At 55.3% G+C, this 17,441-nt stretch carries 14 protein-coding genes; 5 read left to right on the forward strand and 9 right to left on the reverse strand.

From position 1 onward, the window contains the following. Positions 1-24: 24 nt before the first annotated feature. Positions 25-975: a 1-phosphofructokinase gene (gene pfkB / locus G512_RS0110645; protein ID WP_028481704.1), complete on the reverse strand. Its 951-nt coding sequence runs from the start codon at positions 973-975 to the stop codon at positions 25-27. Further along, a complete protein-coding gene (gene ptsP / locus G512_RS0110650) occupies positions 972-3,482 on the reverse strand; it encodes a phosphoenolpyruvate--protein phosphotransferase (RefSeq protein ID WP_028481705.1) in 2,511 nt (836 codons plus the stop codon). The genes pfkB and ptsP overlap by 4 nt, the downstream gene beginning before the upstream one ends. A gap of 84 nt (positions 3,483-3,566) precedes the next feature. Between ptsP and G512_RS0110655 the strand changes: the two genes are divergently transcribed. Both G512_RS0110655 and G512_RS20765 read left to right on the forward strand, forming a co-directional pair. Beyond that, complete coding sequence (locus G512_RS0110655; protein WP_028481706.1) at positions 3,567-5,021, forward strand: extracellular solute-binding protein; 1,455 nt, start codon at positions 3,567-3,569, stop codon at positions 5,019-5,021. Beyond that, positions 5,018-7,708, forward strand: coding sequence for a PAS-domain containing protein (locus G512_RS20765; RefSeq protein ID WP_036489519.1), 2,691 nt, complete (start codon positions 5,018-5,020; stop codon positions 7,706-7,708). Before G512_RS0110655 ends, G512_RS20765 begins: the two co-directional genes overlap by 4 nt. On the opposite strand, the gene G512_RS0110665 is transcribed toward G512_RS20765, so the two are convergent. From G512_RS0110665 to G512_RS0110675, 3 genes are all read right to left on the reverse strand, one after another. Next, positions 7,675-8,397, reverse strand: a complete 723-nt coding sequence (locus G512_RS0110665; RefSeq protein ID WP_028481707.1) for a response regulator — start codon at positions 8,395-8,397, stop codon at positions 7,675-7,677. The genes G512_RS20765 and G512_RS0110665 overlap by 34 nt on opposite strands. Before the next feature lie 212 nt (positions 8,398-8,609). After that, on the reverse strand, positions 8,610-9,398 hold the full coding sequence (locus tag G512_RS0110670) for a DUF4198 domain-containing protein (RefSeq protein WP_028481708.1): 789 nt from the start codon (positions 9,396-9,398) through the stop codon (positions 8,610-8,612). A 156-nt stretch (positions 9,399-9,554) separates the two neighbouring features. Continuing rightward, positions 9,555-9,869, reverse strand: coding sequence for a hypothetical protein (locus tag G512_RS0110675; RefSeq protein ID WP_028481709.1), 315 nt, complete (start codon positions 9,867-9,869; stop codon positions 9,555-9,557). Between the two features lie 255 nt (positions 9,870-10,124). Between G512_RS0110675 and G512_RS0110680 the strand changes: the two genes are divergently transcribed. The 3 genes from G512_RS0110680 to G512_RS20770 are packed head-to-tail and all read left to right on the forward strand — an operon-like array spanning position 10,125 to position 13,117. Beyond that, complete coding sequence (locus tag G512_RS0110680) at positions 10,125-10,388, forward strand: FeoA family protein (protein ID WP_208974997.1); 264 nt, start codon at positions 10,125-10,127, stop codon at positions 10,386-10,388. Continuing rightward, complete coding sequence (gene feoB / locus G512_RS0110685; RefSeq protein ID WP_028481711.1) at positions 10,389-12,905, forward strand: ferrous iron transport protein B; 2,517 nt, start codon at positions 10,389-10,391, stop codon at positions 12,903-12,905. Beyond that, the gene (locus tag G512_RS20770) at positions 12,905-13,117 is read left to right on the forward strand and encodes a hypothetical protein (protein WP_036489521.1); all 213 of its coding nucleotides are present in this window, start codon (positions 12,905-12,907) and stop codon (positions 13,115-13,117) included. Before feoB ends, G512_RS20770 begins: the two co-directional genes overlap by 1 nt. 170 nt (positions 13,118-13,287) lie before the next feature. Here G512_RS20770 and G512_RS20775 read toward each other — a convergent pair whose 3' ends face one another. From G512_RS20775 to G512_RS20780, 4 genes are all read right to left on the reverse strand, one after another. After that, positions 13,288-14,538, reverse strand: a complete 1,251-nt coding sequence (locus G512_RS20775; RefSeq protein WP_051269214.1) for an ABC transporter substrate-binding protein — start codon at positions 14,536-14,538, stop codon at positions 13,288-13,290. A 72-nt stretch (positions 14,539-14,610) separates the two neighbouring features. Beyond that, the gene (locus G512_RS0110700) at positions 14,611-15,441 is read right to left on the reverse strand and encodes a carbohydrate ABC transporter permease (RefSeq protein ID WP_028481712.1); all 831 of its coding nucleotides are present in this window, start codon (positions 15,439-15,441) and stop codon (positions 14,611-14,613) included. Continuing rightward, positions 15,438-16,340 (reverse strand): carbohydrate ABC transporter permease, encoded by a 903-nt coding sequence (locus G512_RS0110705; RefSeq protein WP_028481713.1) that lies wholly within the window; start codon positions 16,338-16,340, stop codon positions 15,438-15,440. Before G512_RS0110705 ends, G512_RS0110700 begins: the two co-directional genes overlap by 4 nt. Then, positions 16,337-17,428: an ABC transporter ATP-binding protein gene (locus tag G512_RS20780; protein ID WP_051269215.1), complete on the reverse strand. Its 1,092-nt coding sequence runs from the start codon at positions 17,426-17,428 to the stop codon at positions 16,337-16,339. The genes G512_RS0110705 and G512_RS20780 overlap by 4 nt, the downstream gene beginning before the upstream one ends. Positions 17,429-17,441 lie beyond the last annotated feature (13 nt).

Here is a 17,441-nt window from a genome sequence, read left to right on the forward strand (position 1 = left end):
CTCTCCGAGAAGGCATGCGTGTTCTTAAAGGGCTGTCACGGTGACGGTGGTTGCCAGCTCCCAAATACGTTCAGGTGCAGGCAGGCGCGGTCCAGTTTCGCCCAGTGCTCCCAGTGACATGGCGGTGGCCAGACGGGCGGTTTCTTCCAGCGAAAGCTCCTCCAGTTGACTGATCACCAGTCCACTGACCATGGCATCGCCGGCCCCTACGGTGCTGATCACATTGGGGGCTTGGGCCTGCGCATGAACCGTTGCGTTTCGGGTGCTCAGAACGGCCCCGTCGGCTCCCATGGAAACGGCGACCAAACGGATGCCGTCAGACGCGAGGTCTCGGGCTGCCCGTGCCACTTCATCACGGGTGGTCAAAGGCGTGCCCAGTATTTCGCCCAGTTCGTGGTTGTTGGGCTTGATGATGTCCGGGCGCACATTGAGAGCGACTTCGAGACTGCGGCCACTGGCATCGAGTACCGTCCGAAGGCCATGATCATGCGCCCAACGGATCAGATCGCGGTAGGTGGTATCTGGCAGCCCCTTTGGCAGGCTGCCGCACAACCCCAGCCATTGGAGGCCTTGAGGCTTCATTGTTTCGACCGCCAGCTTAACCCGCTCCAGCTCAGCCGGTGCGACTGTGATGCCGGGCAGATTGAGGTCCGTTACCTGATTGGTGTCCGGGCTCAGTATCTTGATGTTCGTGCGCGTTTCACCGGGTACCCGTGTACATATGTCAGCAATGCCAGTTGCCTCAAAATGCCGTCTGAACAAGCCGTCATTATCGGCGCCCAACAAACCGGCTGCGGCGACCTCATGCCCCATGATGTTCAGGAATGAGGCGACGTTGATGCCTTTTCCTCCCACATCCTTTTGCGAGCTCTGCGCACGATTAACCGCGTCTATGGTAAAGCCTGGTGCAATGACACTTTGGTCGATCGCGGGGTTCAAGGTGATGGTGGCAACGCGAGGATTTTTGGGACTCATGGGGCACCTCCCATCAAAGCACGCACATCAGCAGCGCTGGATTGCTCGAGGGCCTTTTGCGCAAGACGCTTGTTGTCGGCGAGACTTTGTGAACGCAAGAGCGCCTTGATCTCGGGAATGGTTGGGATCGACATGCTGAGTTCTTTAAGGCCAAGACCGGTCAACAGTGTTGCCCCCAGTGGATCACCAGCTATCCCGCCACAGGCCCCGACCCAGATGCCTGCGGCATCTGCGGCCCGCACGGTTTGGTCAATAAAGCGCAACACCGCTGGATCCAGCCCGTCGGCCTGCTTGGCAAGCAGCGGATGCAGGCGGTCCATCGCCAGTGTGTACTGTGTCAGGTCATTTGTGCCGATCGAGAAAAAGTCGACGTGTTGGGCAAAGACCGAGGCCATGGCGACAGCTGAGGGAACCTCGATCATGATGCCGATTTCGACCGGATCCGCACCGACTTCAAGGCGCACTTCTTCGGCTATTTTCTTGGCTTCCAGAAGCTCTGACAACTGAGAGACCATGGGGAACATGATGCGCACACAGCCGTGGGCGGAAGCGCGATAAATGGCCCGCAGTTGGCTGCGGAACAATTCGGGACGTGCCAGACAAAAGCGGATGCCGCGTTCACCGAGAAACGGGTTATCCTCTTGCGGCATGGTTAGGTAAGGGATCTCCTTGTCACCGCCGACGTCCAACGTGCGAATGATGATCGGCAGGCCATTCAGCGCTCTGGCCATCTGAGTGTAGGTGGCCGCCTGTTCATCTTCTGTAGGTTCGCTTTCCCTGTTCACGAACAGAATTTCCGTGCGCAGCAGACCTACACCTTCTCCCCCTGCGTCAACAGCCTTGGCGGCTTCGGATGCCTCGCCGATATTGGCAACAACCTCAATGCGCGATCCATCGCGCATCAACGCGGGTTTGAAACGATCCCTCTTCTGGGCATCGCGTTCATCTTCGCGAGCAGATATTGCAGCCTGCCCGGCTTTCAGATCCGCCTCACTTGGGCTTGTCACCACTTGCCCCTGCGTGCCGTCCAGCAGGATGGTTTTGCCCTCGGGCAGATCAAAGATGCTTTTGCCAACGCCCACAACCGCAGGAATGTCCAATGACCGCGCGATGATGGAAGTGTGGGAGGTTGGGCCGCCTGCTGCCATGGCAAGGCCGCGAATGAGGCTTGGATCAAGCTCTGCAGTTTCCGAAGGGGTGAGGTCTTCGGCAACAATGATGCAGGGTTCGGTTGGCAGGTTGGATGAGGCTTCTACCCGCTCGGCGAGGAGTTTGAGTACTCGGCGCCCCACGTCACGCATGTCTGTCGCGCGTGCAGCCAGAAGTGCGTCGTCCATGGCTGCCAACTGATCTGCTTGTGCGTTTATTTCGGCGTCCCAGGCAGCCGGGGCGCTTTTGCCTGACGAGATGAGAGCGTCGACAGCAGACAGAAGGTCACTATCTTCTAGAAATTCCTGGTGGGCTTTGAAGATTTCAGCATGCTTGACGCCGGAAGATTTCGATACGTCGGCATAAAGTTCTTCCAGTTGTTCGCGCGCTGTTTCAATTGCCTTGGTCAAGCTTGCACGTTCATACTCGCTGTTTTCTGCGGTGTCAGAATAAACGAGCTTCTCCCGTCCAAACTGAAGCACGGGCGCGACAGCAAGCCCCGGAGAGGCGGCAACGCCTTCCAGTGCGGCCCCCTCCCAAGTGCGCATTGTCATGCTACCCGTGGACACGGTGTCCTCGGCAGCTTTTGGAGCTTCTCCTTCTTCTTCATCGCCAAGACCAGTTGCGATGGCTTGCTGCAAGGCCGCAAGGGCGGCTAGCGCATCTTCACCCTTCGCAGAAACCCTGATGTCAGCGCCATGACCCGCCCCCAGCTTGAGCAAAGAAATCAGGCTCTTTGCATCGGCCACCTTGTCGCCGAAAGAGACGCGGATTTGGGAGGAGTACCCTTTGGCGAGGTTCACGAGATTTGTTGCAGGCCGGGCGTGCAGGCCGTGAGCGCCTGTGATGACGGCCTCAAAGCTCTCGGGAAATCCTTCAAGGGGTGCTGGGGGCGTGGTGCTTGTTATCGGTGCCTCGGTGCCTTGGGCTTCTGCACCGGTAAGAGCTGCAAGGATTTCCTGCTTGTCTTTGGTTGCGATGAGCTTTTCAGCAAGGACTTCATCACCCACAACGCCTGTGAGGTTTGCCAGGATCTCGAGGTGTTCATCGGATTTCGCGGCAATGGCCACGATCAGACGGGCCTGATCACCGTTACCCCAATCCACGCCAGCAGGAACTTGAACAACGCTAATGGCTGTATCGTGGATGAGATCACGCGCGCTTGGGACCCCGTGAGGTATGGCAATGCCATTGCCCAGAAATGTATTGGCAACGGTCTCGCGCTCTCGCATGGCAGCGCCATAACGCTGATCAATCTTTCCCTCATTGACCAGCAAGCCCACGGCTTCATCGATTGCCTCATCCTTTGTGGACGCACGTGACTGTAATTTGATTAGGTTAGCGTTTAAGATCGCCACTCTTTCCTCCCGTCGTAACGACGTATTTCGCTTGGAACTCTGCGATTTCTGAAGGAAAGGATAGGGCTGAGAGATTGTTGGTTGATGTCAAACTACGCTCGGATTTTTGTAATTTTTGTAATATTCGCTCTGGGCCTCGCGCGCGCGGTTGCGGCTGACGAACCCCTTGTGGTGGTGACCCGTGACGGAGCGCCGATCGCGGGCCCTGCATTTCGTCACGCCGGCACCTTCTCGGAGTTGACGGGAAGTCCGGTTGAACTACGCCGACTTCAATTCAAGAATCTTTACGATGAAATCATGATCAGTTTTGTCACCGGTACTCACCCCGGTGACGTGCTGATCATTCCGCCCGCATGGGTTCCCGACTTTGCGCCGTTTCTTTCTGAAGTCCCAGATGCCCAACTGAAATCCTTGGCGACCGCACTCATCCAGCCCGTCTACAAGGAGCCGTTGATGAAGTGGGATGGGCGTTGGCTGGCAATGACAGTCGATGGCGACGTTCACATTGGAGCCTATCGGAAAGATCTATTTGAAAGCCAGAGATTTAAGCAGGCCTTCGCAAGGGAGTATGGCCGTCCTTTGGAGCCACCGCGAACCTGGGCTGAGTATATCGAAATTGCCGGCTTTTTTGATGGGCAGACCGATGAAAGCGGCCGAAGGATTTTCGGAACCCTGGAGGCTTACGCGGAAGGGGGGCAGCGGATGTGGTACTTGATCAGTCACGCTGTACCTTATGCCAGTCATCCACAGTTTCCCGGATATCTGTTTTTTGATCCGACAACAATGGCGCCAACGATCAACTCACCGGCTTGGAAACGGGCCGTGGAAGAATATGTACGCTTGAAAAGCTACGGACCGCCCGATGCGGATGCGTTGGACAGTCACAGTGTGCGCCAACGGTTTGCAAGTGGGGAGGCCGCGATGGCGATCGACTGGAGCGATCTTGGCGTCTTAACCACAGATCCGGAAACATCTGCCGTTGCCGGCAATGTGGGATTTTTCGAGCTGCCGGGTAGTCGCCGTGTATGGAACCCGGACCAGCAGAATTGGGATATGTTGGGCCACGCTCGCGCAGTGCCTTTTCTGGCACTCGGGGGCTGGGTGGCTGTGGTGCCAGCGTCTACAACCGATCAAGAGCGCGCTTGGGCTTTTGTCGATTGGTACGGATCACCTGCGAACAGTCTTGAAGACCTGCGCGATGGCTCCACCGGCATCAATCCTTATCGCAGTACTCATTTGACCAATGCTGTCGGGTGGGGAGAAATGATGGGTAAGGCGGCTGCCGAGCAATATTTGAATGTGCTCAAGGATAGCTTGAGTGCTCCGCAGGTCGCCCATGAACTGCGCGTACCCGGCTATCGGGCGTATATGGGTGCCTTGGATACGCAATTGCGTGCGGTGTTGGCGGGAACTGCGAGCATCGATGAAGCCCTGAATACAGCGGCAGTTCAATGGGACGAGATCACCGATCGACTGGGGCGTGAGAGCCAGTTGCGGCACTATCGCGCCCTGATGGGGCTGGCGGAGGTGGGACCATGAAGCCGCGCCGGATCAGATCCAAGCTGTTGATGATCCTTGGTCTGGCAGTCAGTGCCGTGCTGGCTGCCAGTGTTGCTGCGATTTGGTCCATGCGTGAGATCCGGCAGGAAGTCAGCAATATCACCGAACAGGAATTGCCGAAGACCGCGTCCGCGTTGACGATTGCGCGCATAGGCGAGCGGTTGCAACGACGTGGCGAGAGCTTCGTTGCCGCAACGACCAGGCGGGATCGGGAGGCGATCCAAGCTCAGATTGACGCAGATCTCGCCGTATTGCGGCAGGAAACGGCGTATCTAAGCAGCCGGTTCCCTGTGGAGGGTAGGCTGGAGACCCAGATCACCGCTTTATCGGAGCAGTTGGTTGGTGAGTTATCCCGGTTGCGCGGTTTGCTTGATGCGGAAACGACGTTGGTTCGAGCGATACAAAATCAGCGAACCCAGCTTCTGGATGTTCAGGATCAACTACGCCAAACGCTTGGGCCGTCTATTCTGGCCGTTAATGCCATGCTTCAGCGCCAGAGTGACGCGCCTGACCCTTTGTTTGAGGCCGCGCTTTCAAGCCAGAAGTCTCTGATAGCAACGGAACGGCTGCTCAGTGTCGCCATGACCCAAGCACTTTTGGTGGAACGGGCCAGTATTGCCAGCGAAGTAACACTTCAGGCGGGGCACTACGAACGAGCCTTAAGGCAGCTCCAAAGCGCTGTTGGGTCACTGCCTTTGGGTTTGAAAGATGCGGTTACGGTACATCTGCCCGTGCTGGCCAACCAGACCACATCCATGGGCATGTTCGAGTTACAAGCACAAAAGCAACGCGTTATTGACGATATTCAGGGAGCAACATCTACGACGCGTGATATTTCCGCTGCGCTCAAAAGGGCCGTGGATGCAATGATTTCTGCTGATCGTGCTTCTCTCAGCGCTGTAACCGATAACCTGAGTGATCTCTTCTTGTGGCAAACATGGCAGTTCATTATCGGAAGTTTGCTGATCTTGGCCTTCATGACGGCCTTGTCTTATCTGTTTATCGTGCGGCCCATCGATGTGAACTTGACTGCCGTCACCGATGCCATGACGAAACTGGCACGCGGAGAACGGGATACCGAAGTGCCGGGTGTGGAGCGTGAAGATGAGATTGGCGCCTTGGCCCGCGCTTTTACCGTGTTCAAGGACATGGTGTTCCGTATGGAGTTTCTGGATCGGGAGTTGGCGCAGAAGTCTCGGTTGCTTGTCGCAACTTTCGACAACATGAACGATGGTTTTACCGTTCATGATGCGAGCGGGCGCATGGTGGCGTGGAATCCAAGGTTTCTCTCCCTTTATGGTTTGAATGAGGATTTGGTCTCACTTGGGACTCCTATCGATGATGTACACGAGGAACTTGCCAAGAAAGGGCTGCGGGTATTCTCGGCAACGCACGAAGAAACAACCTTGGGTGAAATGGCCATGGGGCGCGGAGAACTTGCGAAGCGTTTCGAGATCCTGTTTCCAAATGGCAAGGTCATTGAGCTGCGTAGCAACCCTATTCCCGGGGGCGGCTTTGTTTCGATCCATATGGATGTGACCGAACAACGGGCAACACAAGAGCAACTCTGGCACGCCCAGAAAATGGAAACTGTCGGTCAGTTGAGCGGCGGGATCGCCCATGACTTCAATAATATCCTCGCGGTGATTCTGGGCAATCTCAATATTGCCAAGCGCGAGTCCGTTGACCTGCCCATTGTGCATGATCGAGTCGGCAAGGCGCTGAGTGCGGCTGGCAGGGCGACCGCACAGGTGGAACGCTTGCTCTCGTTTTCCCGTCAACAGGAGTTGAAACCCGAGCGGGTTGACTTGAACCAGTTGATACAAGGGGTAATGGATCTACTCGATACCAGTCTTGGTGGGCGTATTATCCTGGAGACCCGGTTGGAAGAAGGGCTTCCGGAGGTCGTTGTGGATCCGGGGCAATTGGAAAACGCGCTGATGAACTTGGCGATCAATTCCCGCGATGCCATAGCAGACAGTGGTCGGATTATCATTTCTACGCGCAAAACACGTGGGGGAGAGATCGAGGTGGAGGTAACCGACAACGGCGAGGGTATCCCGCAGGCCGCTCTGGCTCAGGTGTTCGAGCCTTTCTTTACCACCAAGCCGAAGGGAAAAGGGAGCGGCTTGGGTCTGAGCATGATCTATGGCTTTGTCACCCAATCCGGTGGATCCATCGATGTGCGCAGCAGGCCGGGCTTCGGCACCAGTGTTTTCATGCGGTTCCCGGCAGGTGAGGGCAATGTTGATCGGGCTGACAGCGGCTTGGCGACAACGAACGGGCATGGAGAACGCATTTTAGTGGTTGATGATGATGTGGAGCTTCTGGATCTGACGGCCGAGCAACTGCGCGGCTTGGGCTACAAGGTGGTTTGTGCGGTCAACGGCGAGCAGGCGCTCTCATTGTTGGAGCGGGACTCGGATTTCAAACTGCTCTACTCCGATGTGGCGATGCCAGGGCGGTGGGATGGTGTGAGTCTTGCTCAACGTGTGATTGAGCTTCATCCGCATATAGCGGTGGTTTTGACCACGGCAGAGCGAGGAGCAGTGCGCGATACGCCCTTTATCTGCCTACAGAAACCTGTAGCCGAATACGAGCTTGCGGAGGTTGTTCAGCAGGTACTTGCCGGTCAAAGCGTTTCGACATCTGCATTGAAGATGTAACCTGCACCTCGTTTGGTGCAGATAAACCGTGGTGCATGAGGGTTGGGCTCGATTTTGCGGCGCAAGCGCAGGATCAGGACGTCAATGGATCTGTCGAAGACTTGATCATCATGTCCGCGGGTGATCTCGAGAAGTTGGTCGCGGGTCAAGACACGCCTTGGAGCGGAGAGGAATGCTGCCAACAGCGAAAACTCGGCGCTGGTGAGGGGGATCTCTCTGCCACTAGGGCTTTTGAGAATGTGCGCCGACAAGTCAACAAAGAAACCCTCAAAACGACGGCAGTCATGGGTCAGCGACGTGGAAAGCTCTTGGCTTTCGCCGGCATCCGGCTTCGTTCGCCGCAATACTGCTTTGATGCGTGCAGCCAACTCTCGTGTGCAAACGGGTTTGACGACGTAATCGTCGGCACCCAGTTCCAGACCAATGATCCTGTCTACATTGGATCCCAGACCGGTCATCATGATGATGGGAATGTTCGACGTAGCCCGCAGCCTTTGGGTGATCTCCAGTCCGCTAAGACCGGGCATCTTGATGTCCAGCAGGATGATGTCCGGCAGCTCTTTATCGAGAGCAGAGAACATCTCTTCTGCATTGCTGGCTTCAAACGCCTGCCATCCCATTTGTTGTAGTTCAAAAATGACGAGTTCCCGAATGTCGGCATCGTCGTCAACGATCAAGACTTTGGTCATTCCGATTGTCAGCTGCCATTTGAAGCTACACGCTCAGGACGCTTCACATACTCATGCATGTTCAGCGGTTTATTTGGTTGTAGCACACATGGGCAGAGCGGCAAGCTGCATCGGCTTCGGGCATGGTCGGAAAGGACCTCAATGGGGCGTGTTAATGGTCAGTCGGCCTTTCACGAAGAGGCGGCAGGGCCATCCTGCCGCCTCCCAAAAACCTATTTGAATTCGGTTGCGTTGATCCACAAGACAGCGTCCTGAGACAGCTCCTTACCTTCATGTTCGGTGTCCGGTCCCGAACCCAAACATGCAAAGCCCCATGTTCCGGCGCGTGGGATGCCGAAGGTGAACATGCCATTATCGTCTGTAATGGCGACCATGGCGCTGCCAGGTGTTGGGCCACTTGCATCCTTCGAGAATGCATTTGCTTCCAAGTCGATGGCGGGATTGATGTACTCGATCTCACACTCGATCCCGGCTGCTGGTTTGCCTTCGGACAATACCTGGCCTGTAAATGTGCCACCAACGTAAGCCTGATAAGGTTTGGTCAACGGAACGATTTCGGTTGGCAAGCCTACTGGTTCATTCCACCCGGTTGGGAGGCCTGCCTTGTTAACAAAGCTCTTGGTGATTTGCTGAATGTAGATATCCTCACCCTTCTCATAGTAGGGGGCTGGTGTAAGAGTGAAGATGTAGTCGCCGTTGCGGCGCACCTTGTAGGCAGCCTCATAAGCTTTTGCTTCGTTGTGAGCGCCCTGCCAGGTGACCGGCTTGAGCGTTGGAAGAAGATCTTCGGTTTTGCCTTTGAAGTGAACGTTGAATGCTTCCGGCTCGCCCATGTCCATGACATGACCATTTTCCATGGGGTGGCCGAAGACCAGTTTGAGATCAAGCTCCTCAGGGGCATCGAGGGTCACATTGGGAGTGTAGAGCAACTGGAAATGTGCCTGCGCGGTACCAGCAAAGGCAAGAGTGGCGACAGCAACGCCCATCAGCAGTGTTTTCATGGATCTAGACTTTTCCTAGGGTTTTAGGGTTAGGGTGGCTTTGGATACAGCTTCCCCTTGATCAGAACCGGTTGCCGGTCTGACGATGAAAGTTCGCAATGTCTTGAAGGATGCAAACGGTCTCGGGCCTATGCCCGTACCCAAGGCCGGTTTTGCTTATTCGACGATATCGCTACCTTTGATTTCGACTTCATGGCCGGGGCCAGCATCAAATACGACTGTATAATCGACTTCTGGCTTTTCGAATTCGAACTCACTGAAGTCGCCCATTTCTCCTTCAAGAATGACATTTCCGTCGGAATCGAGAACTTTCATGCCGACGCCTGCCGCGGAAGAGCCGTCTGAAAACCCGCCTTCGCACAGCACGGTGCCATCACCATTGTCATAGCAAGAGCAAAGAGGTGTATGAGCAAGCGCTGCACTGGATAGCGCCATCAGACCCAAAGTTGAGAGAGCGATCAGTTTTCTCATTTCTACTATCCTATTTCCATCGTGAGTAAGCATTTGCACCAATTAGTTTAGAATCATCCAAAAATAGAACGAGTCTAAACTATCTGCGTTCTTGCTGTTTGTATGAATTCCAAAGTACTTTGGCTAAAAATTACTTTATTGATAGATTTTGTTGTTGTAAATAGTAGTCAGTTGCAATTGCAAGTGACGGCGCTGGCGGCGGTTCCCGCGCCACCTTGTTTTCAAAAAATGTAAAACCAGAAAACGGAGCCGAGCATGATCATGAGAAATTCTGAAGTGATTTCAATTAGTTTGCGTTCCTTAAATGATGTTTCGCCTGGCACCCCCGTCTCCATCCGAAAGCTTCACGCAACTGGCGCCGTTCGCCAACGACTACTGGATTTGGGGCTGATGCCAAACGTGCCTGTGACTGTGGTCCGAGCAGCCCCGCTGAACGATCCGATCGAGCTTCGTGTCGATGCTTCTGCGATCACCTTGCGACGGCAAGAAGCAGCCACCGTAGAAGTGGATGAGGCATAAATGGCTGGTTCAATTCAGGTGGCATTGGCAGGCCAGCAAAATGCAGGGAAGTCAACGCTTTTCAATGCTCTGACCGGTGCGCGCCAGCACGTTGCCAACTATCCGGGCGTCACCGTCGACAAGAAGTACGGTCACTACAGTTTCAATGGCACCGCGGTGGTCGCGGTGGACCTGCCGGGGACGTATTCGCTCACTTCGTTTTCACTGGAAGAAAGAGTGGCGCGTGACTTTCTTGTGCGGGAGCGTCCAGATGTCGCAGTCAATGTTGTGGATGCCGCTAATCTACGTCGTTCCTTGCATTTGACCCTTCAATTGCTGGAGATGGGGCTTAAAACGGTCGTCGCGCTGAACATGATGGATGTGGCGAAGGGGCGTGGCCTCGACATCGACATTGCCACATTGTCGGCCCGCCTGTCTGTCCCGGTAATTGCTACTGTGGGCAGTCGGGGTGTCGGGCGCGAGGAACTGAAGCAACTCATTCACGATCGGTCCCGCCGGCCTCAACAGGCCTTGAAGCCGGTAAACTATGGTGAGTTGGAGCCGATTGTTGCCGACGTTGCTCTGTCTTTGGGTGAGGTGGCGCTCGCCACGTCTCTGCCATCTCGTTGGCTGGCGCTCAAGATACTGGAGGGTGACCAACAAGCTGAGTTGCTCGTGCGTGAGCATATGTCTGCAGACAAGGCGCAAACTGTACTCGAAGCTGCACGCGAGATGGCCGCAACCTTCGAGGCGGCTAATGAATGCGATGTCTGTGATCATATTATCACGGCGCGAGATGCCCAAATCAGGGCCATTGTCGATGGGTGTGTTAAAGCGTCAGCGACGAAAGGGGAAACTCTCACAAGCAGGGTTGATCGTGTTCTTCTGAACCGGTTGGCCGCCCCCTTTTTTCTCGTGCTTACCGTCTATCTGATCTATCAGGTTTCAATCGTTTGGGGCTATGAACTAACCAATTACACGTGGCCGTATCTGGCCAAAACGCGTGAGTTGATTGCCGGGCTGTTGCCGAATGCAGGCTTTCTGGAGGATCCGTACACACGCTCCATGGGGCTGTGGCTAGTGGATTCCGCGAACACGCTTTTGAACTATGTCCCGATTTTCCTGATCCTGTTTGCGTTGATCGCCATACTTGAAGATTCGGGATACATGGCGCGGATCGCGTTCATTCTAGACAAGATACTGCATCGGTTTGGTTTGCATGGGCAAAGCACCCTGCCGCTCATTCTTGGCGGCGTGTTTGCAGGTGGTTGTGCAGTGCCCGGCATCATGGCAACCAAGGGTATTCCAGACAACCGGGCTCGGATGGCAACAATTTTCGCCGTGCCTTTCATGAATTGCCTAGCAAAGGTACCCCTCTACACCTTGCTGTTGGGTATATTCTTCGTCGAGGACAAGTCGTTGATGATGTTCTACATTTCAACGATGACCATCATTTTTGCGTTGCTGGTCTCCAAGCTGTTGACCAAGACGGTGCTGCGCGGTCAGGAAACCTCCCCCTTTGTCATGGAAATGCCGACCTATCATTTGCCGACCGTGTCTGGTGTATTGCGTCGGTCCTTTGAGCGCACATGGATTTATATCAAGAAGGTTGGCACCATAGTGATTGCTGTGGCGGTCGTGGTCTTTACGTTGTTGCAATTCCCCGGCTTGCCAGAGGAACGGATGGCTTACTACGAAAGCCAAGCGATAACTGCGGTCGAGAAATTCCAAAAGGCCATGAACGGCACGTCTTATGCGGCTGTTGCCGAGGATGAAAACATCGTGCCGCTGGTCAATTTTTATAGCAACTACAAGCGAGCGAAATTGAATGCAGGTGGCGCAGCCGGCTCCAAGCGCGTGGCCGAAACGTTCCAAGCTGAAAATCCGGCGTTCTACGCGTTGGTAAAGCCGCCGCGCGGTGACAAGGATGCCAAAAAGGGACGGCGCGCGCTGCGAAGTCTGATCCGCACACGCATGACGTTACGACGGGACATGAAGGAAGAACGGATCACGAACTCCTTCCTCGGTGTGGTCGGCCGCTCCATGGAGCCAGTAACACAATTTGCTGGTTTCGATTGGAAGATCAATGTGGCCTTGCTGTCGTCTTTTGCGGCTCGGGAAAGCAGCGTAGCCACTTTAGGGGTGCTGTTTCAGCAGGACGATGATCAGAACAGTTCACTTGAGGATCGCATGGGTTCAGAAACCCGTAGCGGCGGCGCCACTGCCTTGCTTGCGGTATCAATGATCCTGTTTTTCGCGTTGTATCCCCCATGTCTGGCGACGACGGTCATGGTGAAGGTGCAAACAGGCTCTTACATGTGGATGCTGTTTTCCATCCTGTTCCCGACCGTGTTGGGGCTGACAGTGTCCAGCCTGGTCTATTCCATAGGAGTTGCGACCGGTGTCTCCGGCATACAGATGATGACGATCGTCTATTTCTCGGCACTTGCCCTGTTGATCATCGTTGGCTTGATGAGTGACAGGCGTTCAGCGTTGCGACTGCGACGGATGACTACCGAAGTATCAGGAGGTTCGTGATGGAGGACAAGGCTATCCTCGATGCAGCATCGTCCGGCCTGGCGGACTATGCCATCGTTGTGCTCGTAATCCTTGGGGCGCTTTACTACCTCTATCGCAAGTTATGGGTGCGAAAGGGGGCCTGTGATTCCTGTCCGCAGAGCAAGACCGGGTGTGCTGGTTGCGCACCTAAGTTCACGGGGTCTGACGGTGATGAAACGGGAAAAACATAGTCTTTCGGCAGACCAGCGTTTCGGTGCTCTCACGCCGAGAGCCGGTTGGCGATTTCTGGCACAGGTAGTCGGCTGATCAAGCCATTCGATCATTGGTTGCCAAGCTCATAGAGAGAGGCGGCGCTGCTCAACAGAACAGTGCCGCCCTCAGAATTGTTGGCAAGCGGGGCTTACTTCATGCCAAGCTGCAGGCGCAGGGTCTCTGCGAGGTCTTCGATCGTTGCTTTGGCATCTTCTCCTTCGGTGATCTCAACCAGAGACGCCGCGATCAGGTCCGTGACGGCAACACCTTCTGCACCCGGATAGGCATACCAAGGACCTGCATAGGTTGCGACTTGCGTATGGGCAACGCGAGAGTTCGGGTTGGCCGCGTAAAATTCACCCAAATAGCTCTCGTCTTCAATCACCTTGGCATTGGCCGGCGCATATCCGGTGTTTTCAACGATGATCTTCTGCCCCTCAGGTCCGGTGACGTATTTGATGTATTCCCATGCGGCCGCCTGTTTGTCAGCGTCCTTTGTCAGCATGACGATGCCGGAGCCGCCTGTCGGAAAGTACACGCGGCTTGTGTCGTCAGTTGCGATCGGCAATGGCTTGACGACTGGGGCAAATGCCTCGCCAGCACCTGCCTCAAAGGCCTTCTGTAGTGAAGAGCTTTCGAACATGATGCCAAGTGTACCGGCTGGGAATGCCTGACGGGCTTCGTTCTGGCCGTAGGATTTCATGCCTGCTTCAGTTGCGAACCGCTGGTATAGACCCGCTGCTGTAAAACCTGCCTCATTATCGAAAGTGATATCACTTTCGTTTTCGTTCATTGGACGACCGCCATGTGAACCAAGCAATGACTGGAAACGCCAATCGTGACGGCCAATCCAGACGCCGTCTGTTTTATCATCCAATTGGTTGATCTTCGCAGCCAGTTCGATCACACCGTCGAAAGTGGTTGGGAAGGTGTCCATGGATCCCCCGGCCTTTTCGACCAGATCCGGGTTGACGTACATGACGAGTGTGGAGGCGGAGGTGCCGAGGGCATGTTGCTTGCCTTCATACTGGCCAAGCGACAAGAGTGCCGGGGTGTAGCCCAGAGCTTCTGCCTGATCGCCGAGATAATCATCGAGTGGCTGAGTAAGGCCGCGATCCTCCAGAATCCGCCAACGGTTCAGACCGACATAGGCCACATCCGGGGTCGTTCCGGCAACAGATTCACGCAGTAGACGCTGAACGCCGTCCGCATAGCTTTCTGCAGGGCCGTCGATTACGACCTTGATGTCTGGATGCTGTTCCATGAAAGCATCCGCCAGCTTTTGCTGGGTTTCTGCCCAGATCGTGGGGATTGCATAATGAACGCGAATTTCAGTTTCCTGCGCATGGGCGACAGTGGCGACGCAGGCGAGTGCTGCAGCATAAAGGACAGGTTTCATTGGTCTTAGAACTCCAGTTTATTCAGTCGAGAGGCGGCACAGTTGAACCTGCGCACTTGTTGAGTTGTGACATCATCCCTTCAGGCCGCCGGTAGCGAGGCCTTGGGGGAACTTGCGTTGTGCGAACAGAAACGCCAGAACGAGCGGGGCCGTGATCAAGACCGTTGCCGCCATGAGCGCGCCGACGTCGTTGCCGGATTCCTCATCCCGGAAAAACAAAATGCCTCTGGGCGGGGTGGCCAGATGCGGATCGGTGGTTGCAATGAGCGGCCAAAAGAGATCGTTCCAGTGTGCGGTGATGGAGAAAATGGCAAATGCCGTTGCTGCCGGGAGCGCGAGCGGAAAAGCTATGCGCCAGACAATGGCTGTTTCGCTCAGGCCATCGACGCGTGCAGCATCAAACAATTCTGCTGGCACCTGTGCCAGAAATTGGCGGAAGAGGAAGATGCCGAATGCGGTCGGTATGAACGGTAGAATAAGCGCCCAATAGCTGTTGAGCAGACCCAGTTGGGCAAACCCCAGAAAAATGGGAATGGCCGTCACATGAAATGGCACCAGCAAGGCGGCCAGCACCATGCCGAAGATGAGCGTGCGACCTGCAAACCGACGTTGTGTAAGAGCGAAGGCACAAGGGACGCTGAACAGGATCTGGAAGGCCAGGATGCCAAATACGACGATGAGACCATTGAGCAGATAGCGGGGTACATCTGTTTCCGTGAGCGCCACCACAAAATTGCGCCATTCAATTGAAGAGGGCAGCAACTGGATTGAAGCACTGAAGATTTCATCTTGTGGTTTGAATGCCAGAGACAACATCCAGATGAACGGTAGCAAAATGGCGACTGCGCCAAGGGTCAGGAGGGTCAGCGAAAGTGCGCGACCCAAGAAGCGGTTGAAAGTCATCTGTAATGGACCTTCCGTTCGACAACTCTGAACTGAAGCAGGGTCAAAACCAGCAGAATGGCAAAAAAGACAATTGTGATTGCGCTTGAGTAGCCCGCCTTGAAATAGACGAATCCCTCGCGGTACAAGGCGTAGACCAGCGTGTCTGAGGCAAAGGCGGGGCCGCCTTTTGTGAGCGTCGCGACTGTTTCGAAAACCCTGAAAGCATTCGCTGCCGTAATCACCATGACGAACAGGGTGGTGGGTCCGAGCATGGGCCAGGTAACCGTCCAGAAGCTGGACCAGGGACTGCCCGCACCGTCGACTTCAGCAGCATCGTACAACTCATCAGGAATGGCTAGGAGGCCCGCGAGAAATAGCACCATGTTGTAGCCCACGGTTTGCCAGATGCCTATGATTGAGAGGGTATAGAGAACAAGGCCGCGATCACCCAACCAGTTCTGAGGTGGCAGGTTGACGGCAACCAGACCCTGATTGACGACACCCAGTGATGGATGCAAAACCATTTGCCACGCAACAGACATAGCCACCAGCGTGGCCGCGACCGGCAGGAAGTAGACGGTGCGAAACACGTTCGACAGACGGGGTGCCCAGTGGTTCATGCGATGAAGCCCCAGTGCAACCAACAACCCCAGAACCACTGAGCCGGGAATGACAACCGCAACATAAATCAGTGTGTTGGTTATGGCTTTGCGTCCGAGTGTTGAACTGAAGAGTTTCTGGTAGTTTTCCAGTCCAATCCAGGAAAACGTCGTGGCGCCGAACTGATAATCGGTCAGGGACAACATTGCGACGATCGCCACAGGCAGGAAGATAAAAACAACCATTGCCAATGTGGCAGGTCCTGCGAGCCAGATATCCGTGAGGCGTTCGCGTGTAGCCAGGCTCAAGGCGGTCATGGTGCAGCCTCCAGACGATTGCCGGAGGACGGGTCGAACAAATGAATGCGATGAGGTTCAGCTTGAAGTCGAACAGTTGTCCCTTCCGCAGGTACGGTGAAGTCGCCGGGTGCGAGCGCGGTGATCTCCTTGCCCGAGGGAAGGTGCAAGGTGAGAACGATTTCGGAGCCCAGAAACTCAGCATTATGAAGACTTGCAGATATGGACCCTTCAGTGCTTGGGGTCAGGTGTTCCGGGCGCACTCCGAGCAACGCCTGTTCATTAGCTGAATGCAGCCCGGTTGGGCCATCTTCGGGTGCGAACAGATTGATGCTGTTCGTGCCGATAAACGCCGCGACCTCGCGGTTGGCGGGTCTGTCATATAAATCCCGTGGCGTGCCAACCTGCGCCACATGACCGCCCATCATCACGATGATCTGGTCTGCCATTGCCATTGCTTCTGCCTGATCGTGCGTGACGTAAACAAATGGGCGCCCCGTGCGTTTGTGTAACGCGGTCAGTTCTCCTCGCATCTTCACGCGAAGGCGCGCATCAAGATTGGACAGGGGTTCATCCAGGAGGAATAGAGCGGGGTCGCGGACCATGGCTCGACCGAGGGCTACCCGTTGCTTCTGCCCGCCCGAGAGTTCAGAGGGTTTGCGTCCCAACAGGTTATCAAGGCCCAATACGGCGGCGGCTTGTTCAATCTTGTCCGCTATCATGGCGCGGTTTTTCTGCGCACCTGGAACTAAAGCGCCGAGGAGTGGCATGCGTCCAAATGTGGACAGGTGTCGCATTGTCAACGGCAGAGCCATATTCTGAAACACGGTGAGATGCGGATAGAGCGCGTATGACTGAAACACCATGGCGATGTTGCGTTGGTGGGCGGTCTTTTCCGCAACGCTCCGTCCTTGCAGCAGCACTTGACCACTTGTTGGGCGATCAAGCCCGGCCATGATACGCAAGGTAGTAGATTTTCCGCAGCCGGAGGAACCCAAGAGCGCTGTAAAGCTGCCTTCGGAAATTGTGATGTTGATCGACTTCAAGACATCTGTCTTGCCGAAGCGGCGGCAGACATCGCGCAGTTCGAGGACGGGGGATGGGCACATGCTTGCGATTGCC

Source organism: Pseudovibrio exalbescens DSM 16456, from assembly GCF_000422785.1.
In the GTDB taxonomy this organism is placed as follows: domain Bacteria; phylum Pseudomonadota; class Alphaproteobacteria; order Rhizobiales; family Stappiaceae; genus Pseudovibrio; species Pseudovibrio exalbescens.

Bases quoted from the DNA above. Each gene is read 5' to 3' on its own strand.
- G512_RS0110705 (WP_028481713.1), bottom strand. From the start codon at position 16,340: ATGACCGCCTTGAGCCTGGCTACACGCGAACGCCTCACGGATATCTGG.
- G512_RS0110680 (WP_208974997.1), top strand. From the start codon at position 10,125: ATGATCATGAGAAATTCTGAAGTGATTTCAATTAGTTTGCGTTCCTTA.
- G512_RS0110700 (WP_028481712.1), bottom strand. From the start codon at position 15,441: ATGACTTTCAACCGCTTCTTGGGTCGCGCACTTTCGCTGACCCTCCTG.
- G512_RS0110675 (WP_028481709.1), bottom strand. From the start codon at position 9,869: ATGAGAAAACTGATCGCTCTCTCAACTTTGGGTCTGATGGCGCTATCC.
- G512_RS20780 (WP_051269215.1), bottom strand. From the start codon at position 17,428: ATGTGCCCATCCCCCGTCCTCGAACTGCGCGATGTCTGCCGCCGCTTC.
- G512_RS20775 (WP_051269214.1), bottom strand. From the start codon at position 14,538: ATGAAACCTGTCCTTTATGCTGCAGCACTCGCCTGCGTCGCCACTGTC.
- G512_RS0110655 (WP_028481706.1), top strand. From the start codon at position 3,567: ATGTCAAACTACGCTCGGATTTTTGTAATTTTTGTAATATTCGCTCTG.
- feoB (WP_028481711.1), top strand. From the start codon at position 10,389: ATGGCTGGTTCAATTCAGGTGGCATTGGCAGGCCAGCAAAATGCAGGG.
- G512_RS20770 (WP_036489521.1), top strand. From the start codon at position 12,905: ATGGAGGACAAGGCTATCCTCGATGCAGCATCGTCCGGCCTGGCGGAC.
- G512_RS0110670 (WP_028481708.1), bottom strand. From the start codon at position 9,398: ATGAAAACACTGCTGATGGGCGTTGCTGTCGCCACTCTTGCCTTTGCT.
- G512_RS0110665 (WP_028481707.1), bottom strand. From the start codon at position 8,397: ATGACCAAAGTCTTGATCGTTGACGACGATGCCGACATTCGGGAACTC.
- G512_RS20765 (WP_036489519.1), top strand. From the start codon at position 5,018: ATGAAGCCGCGCCGGATCAGATCCAAGCTGTTGATGATCCTTGGTCTG.
- pfkB (WP_028481704.1), bottom strand. From the start codon at position 975: ATGAGTCCCAAAAATCCTCGCGTTGCCACCATCACCTTGAACCCCGCG.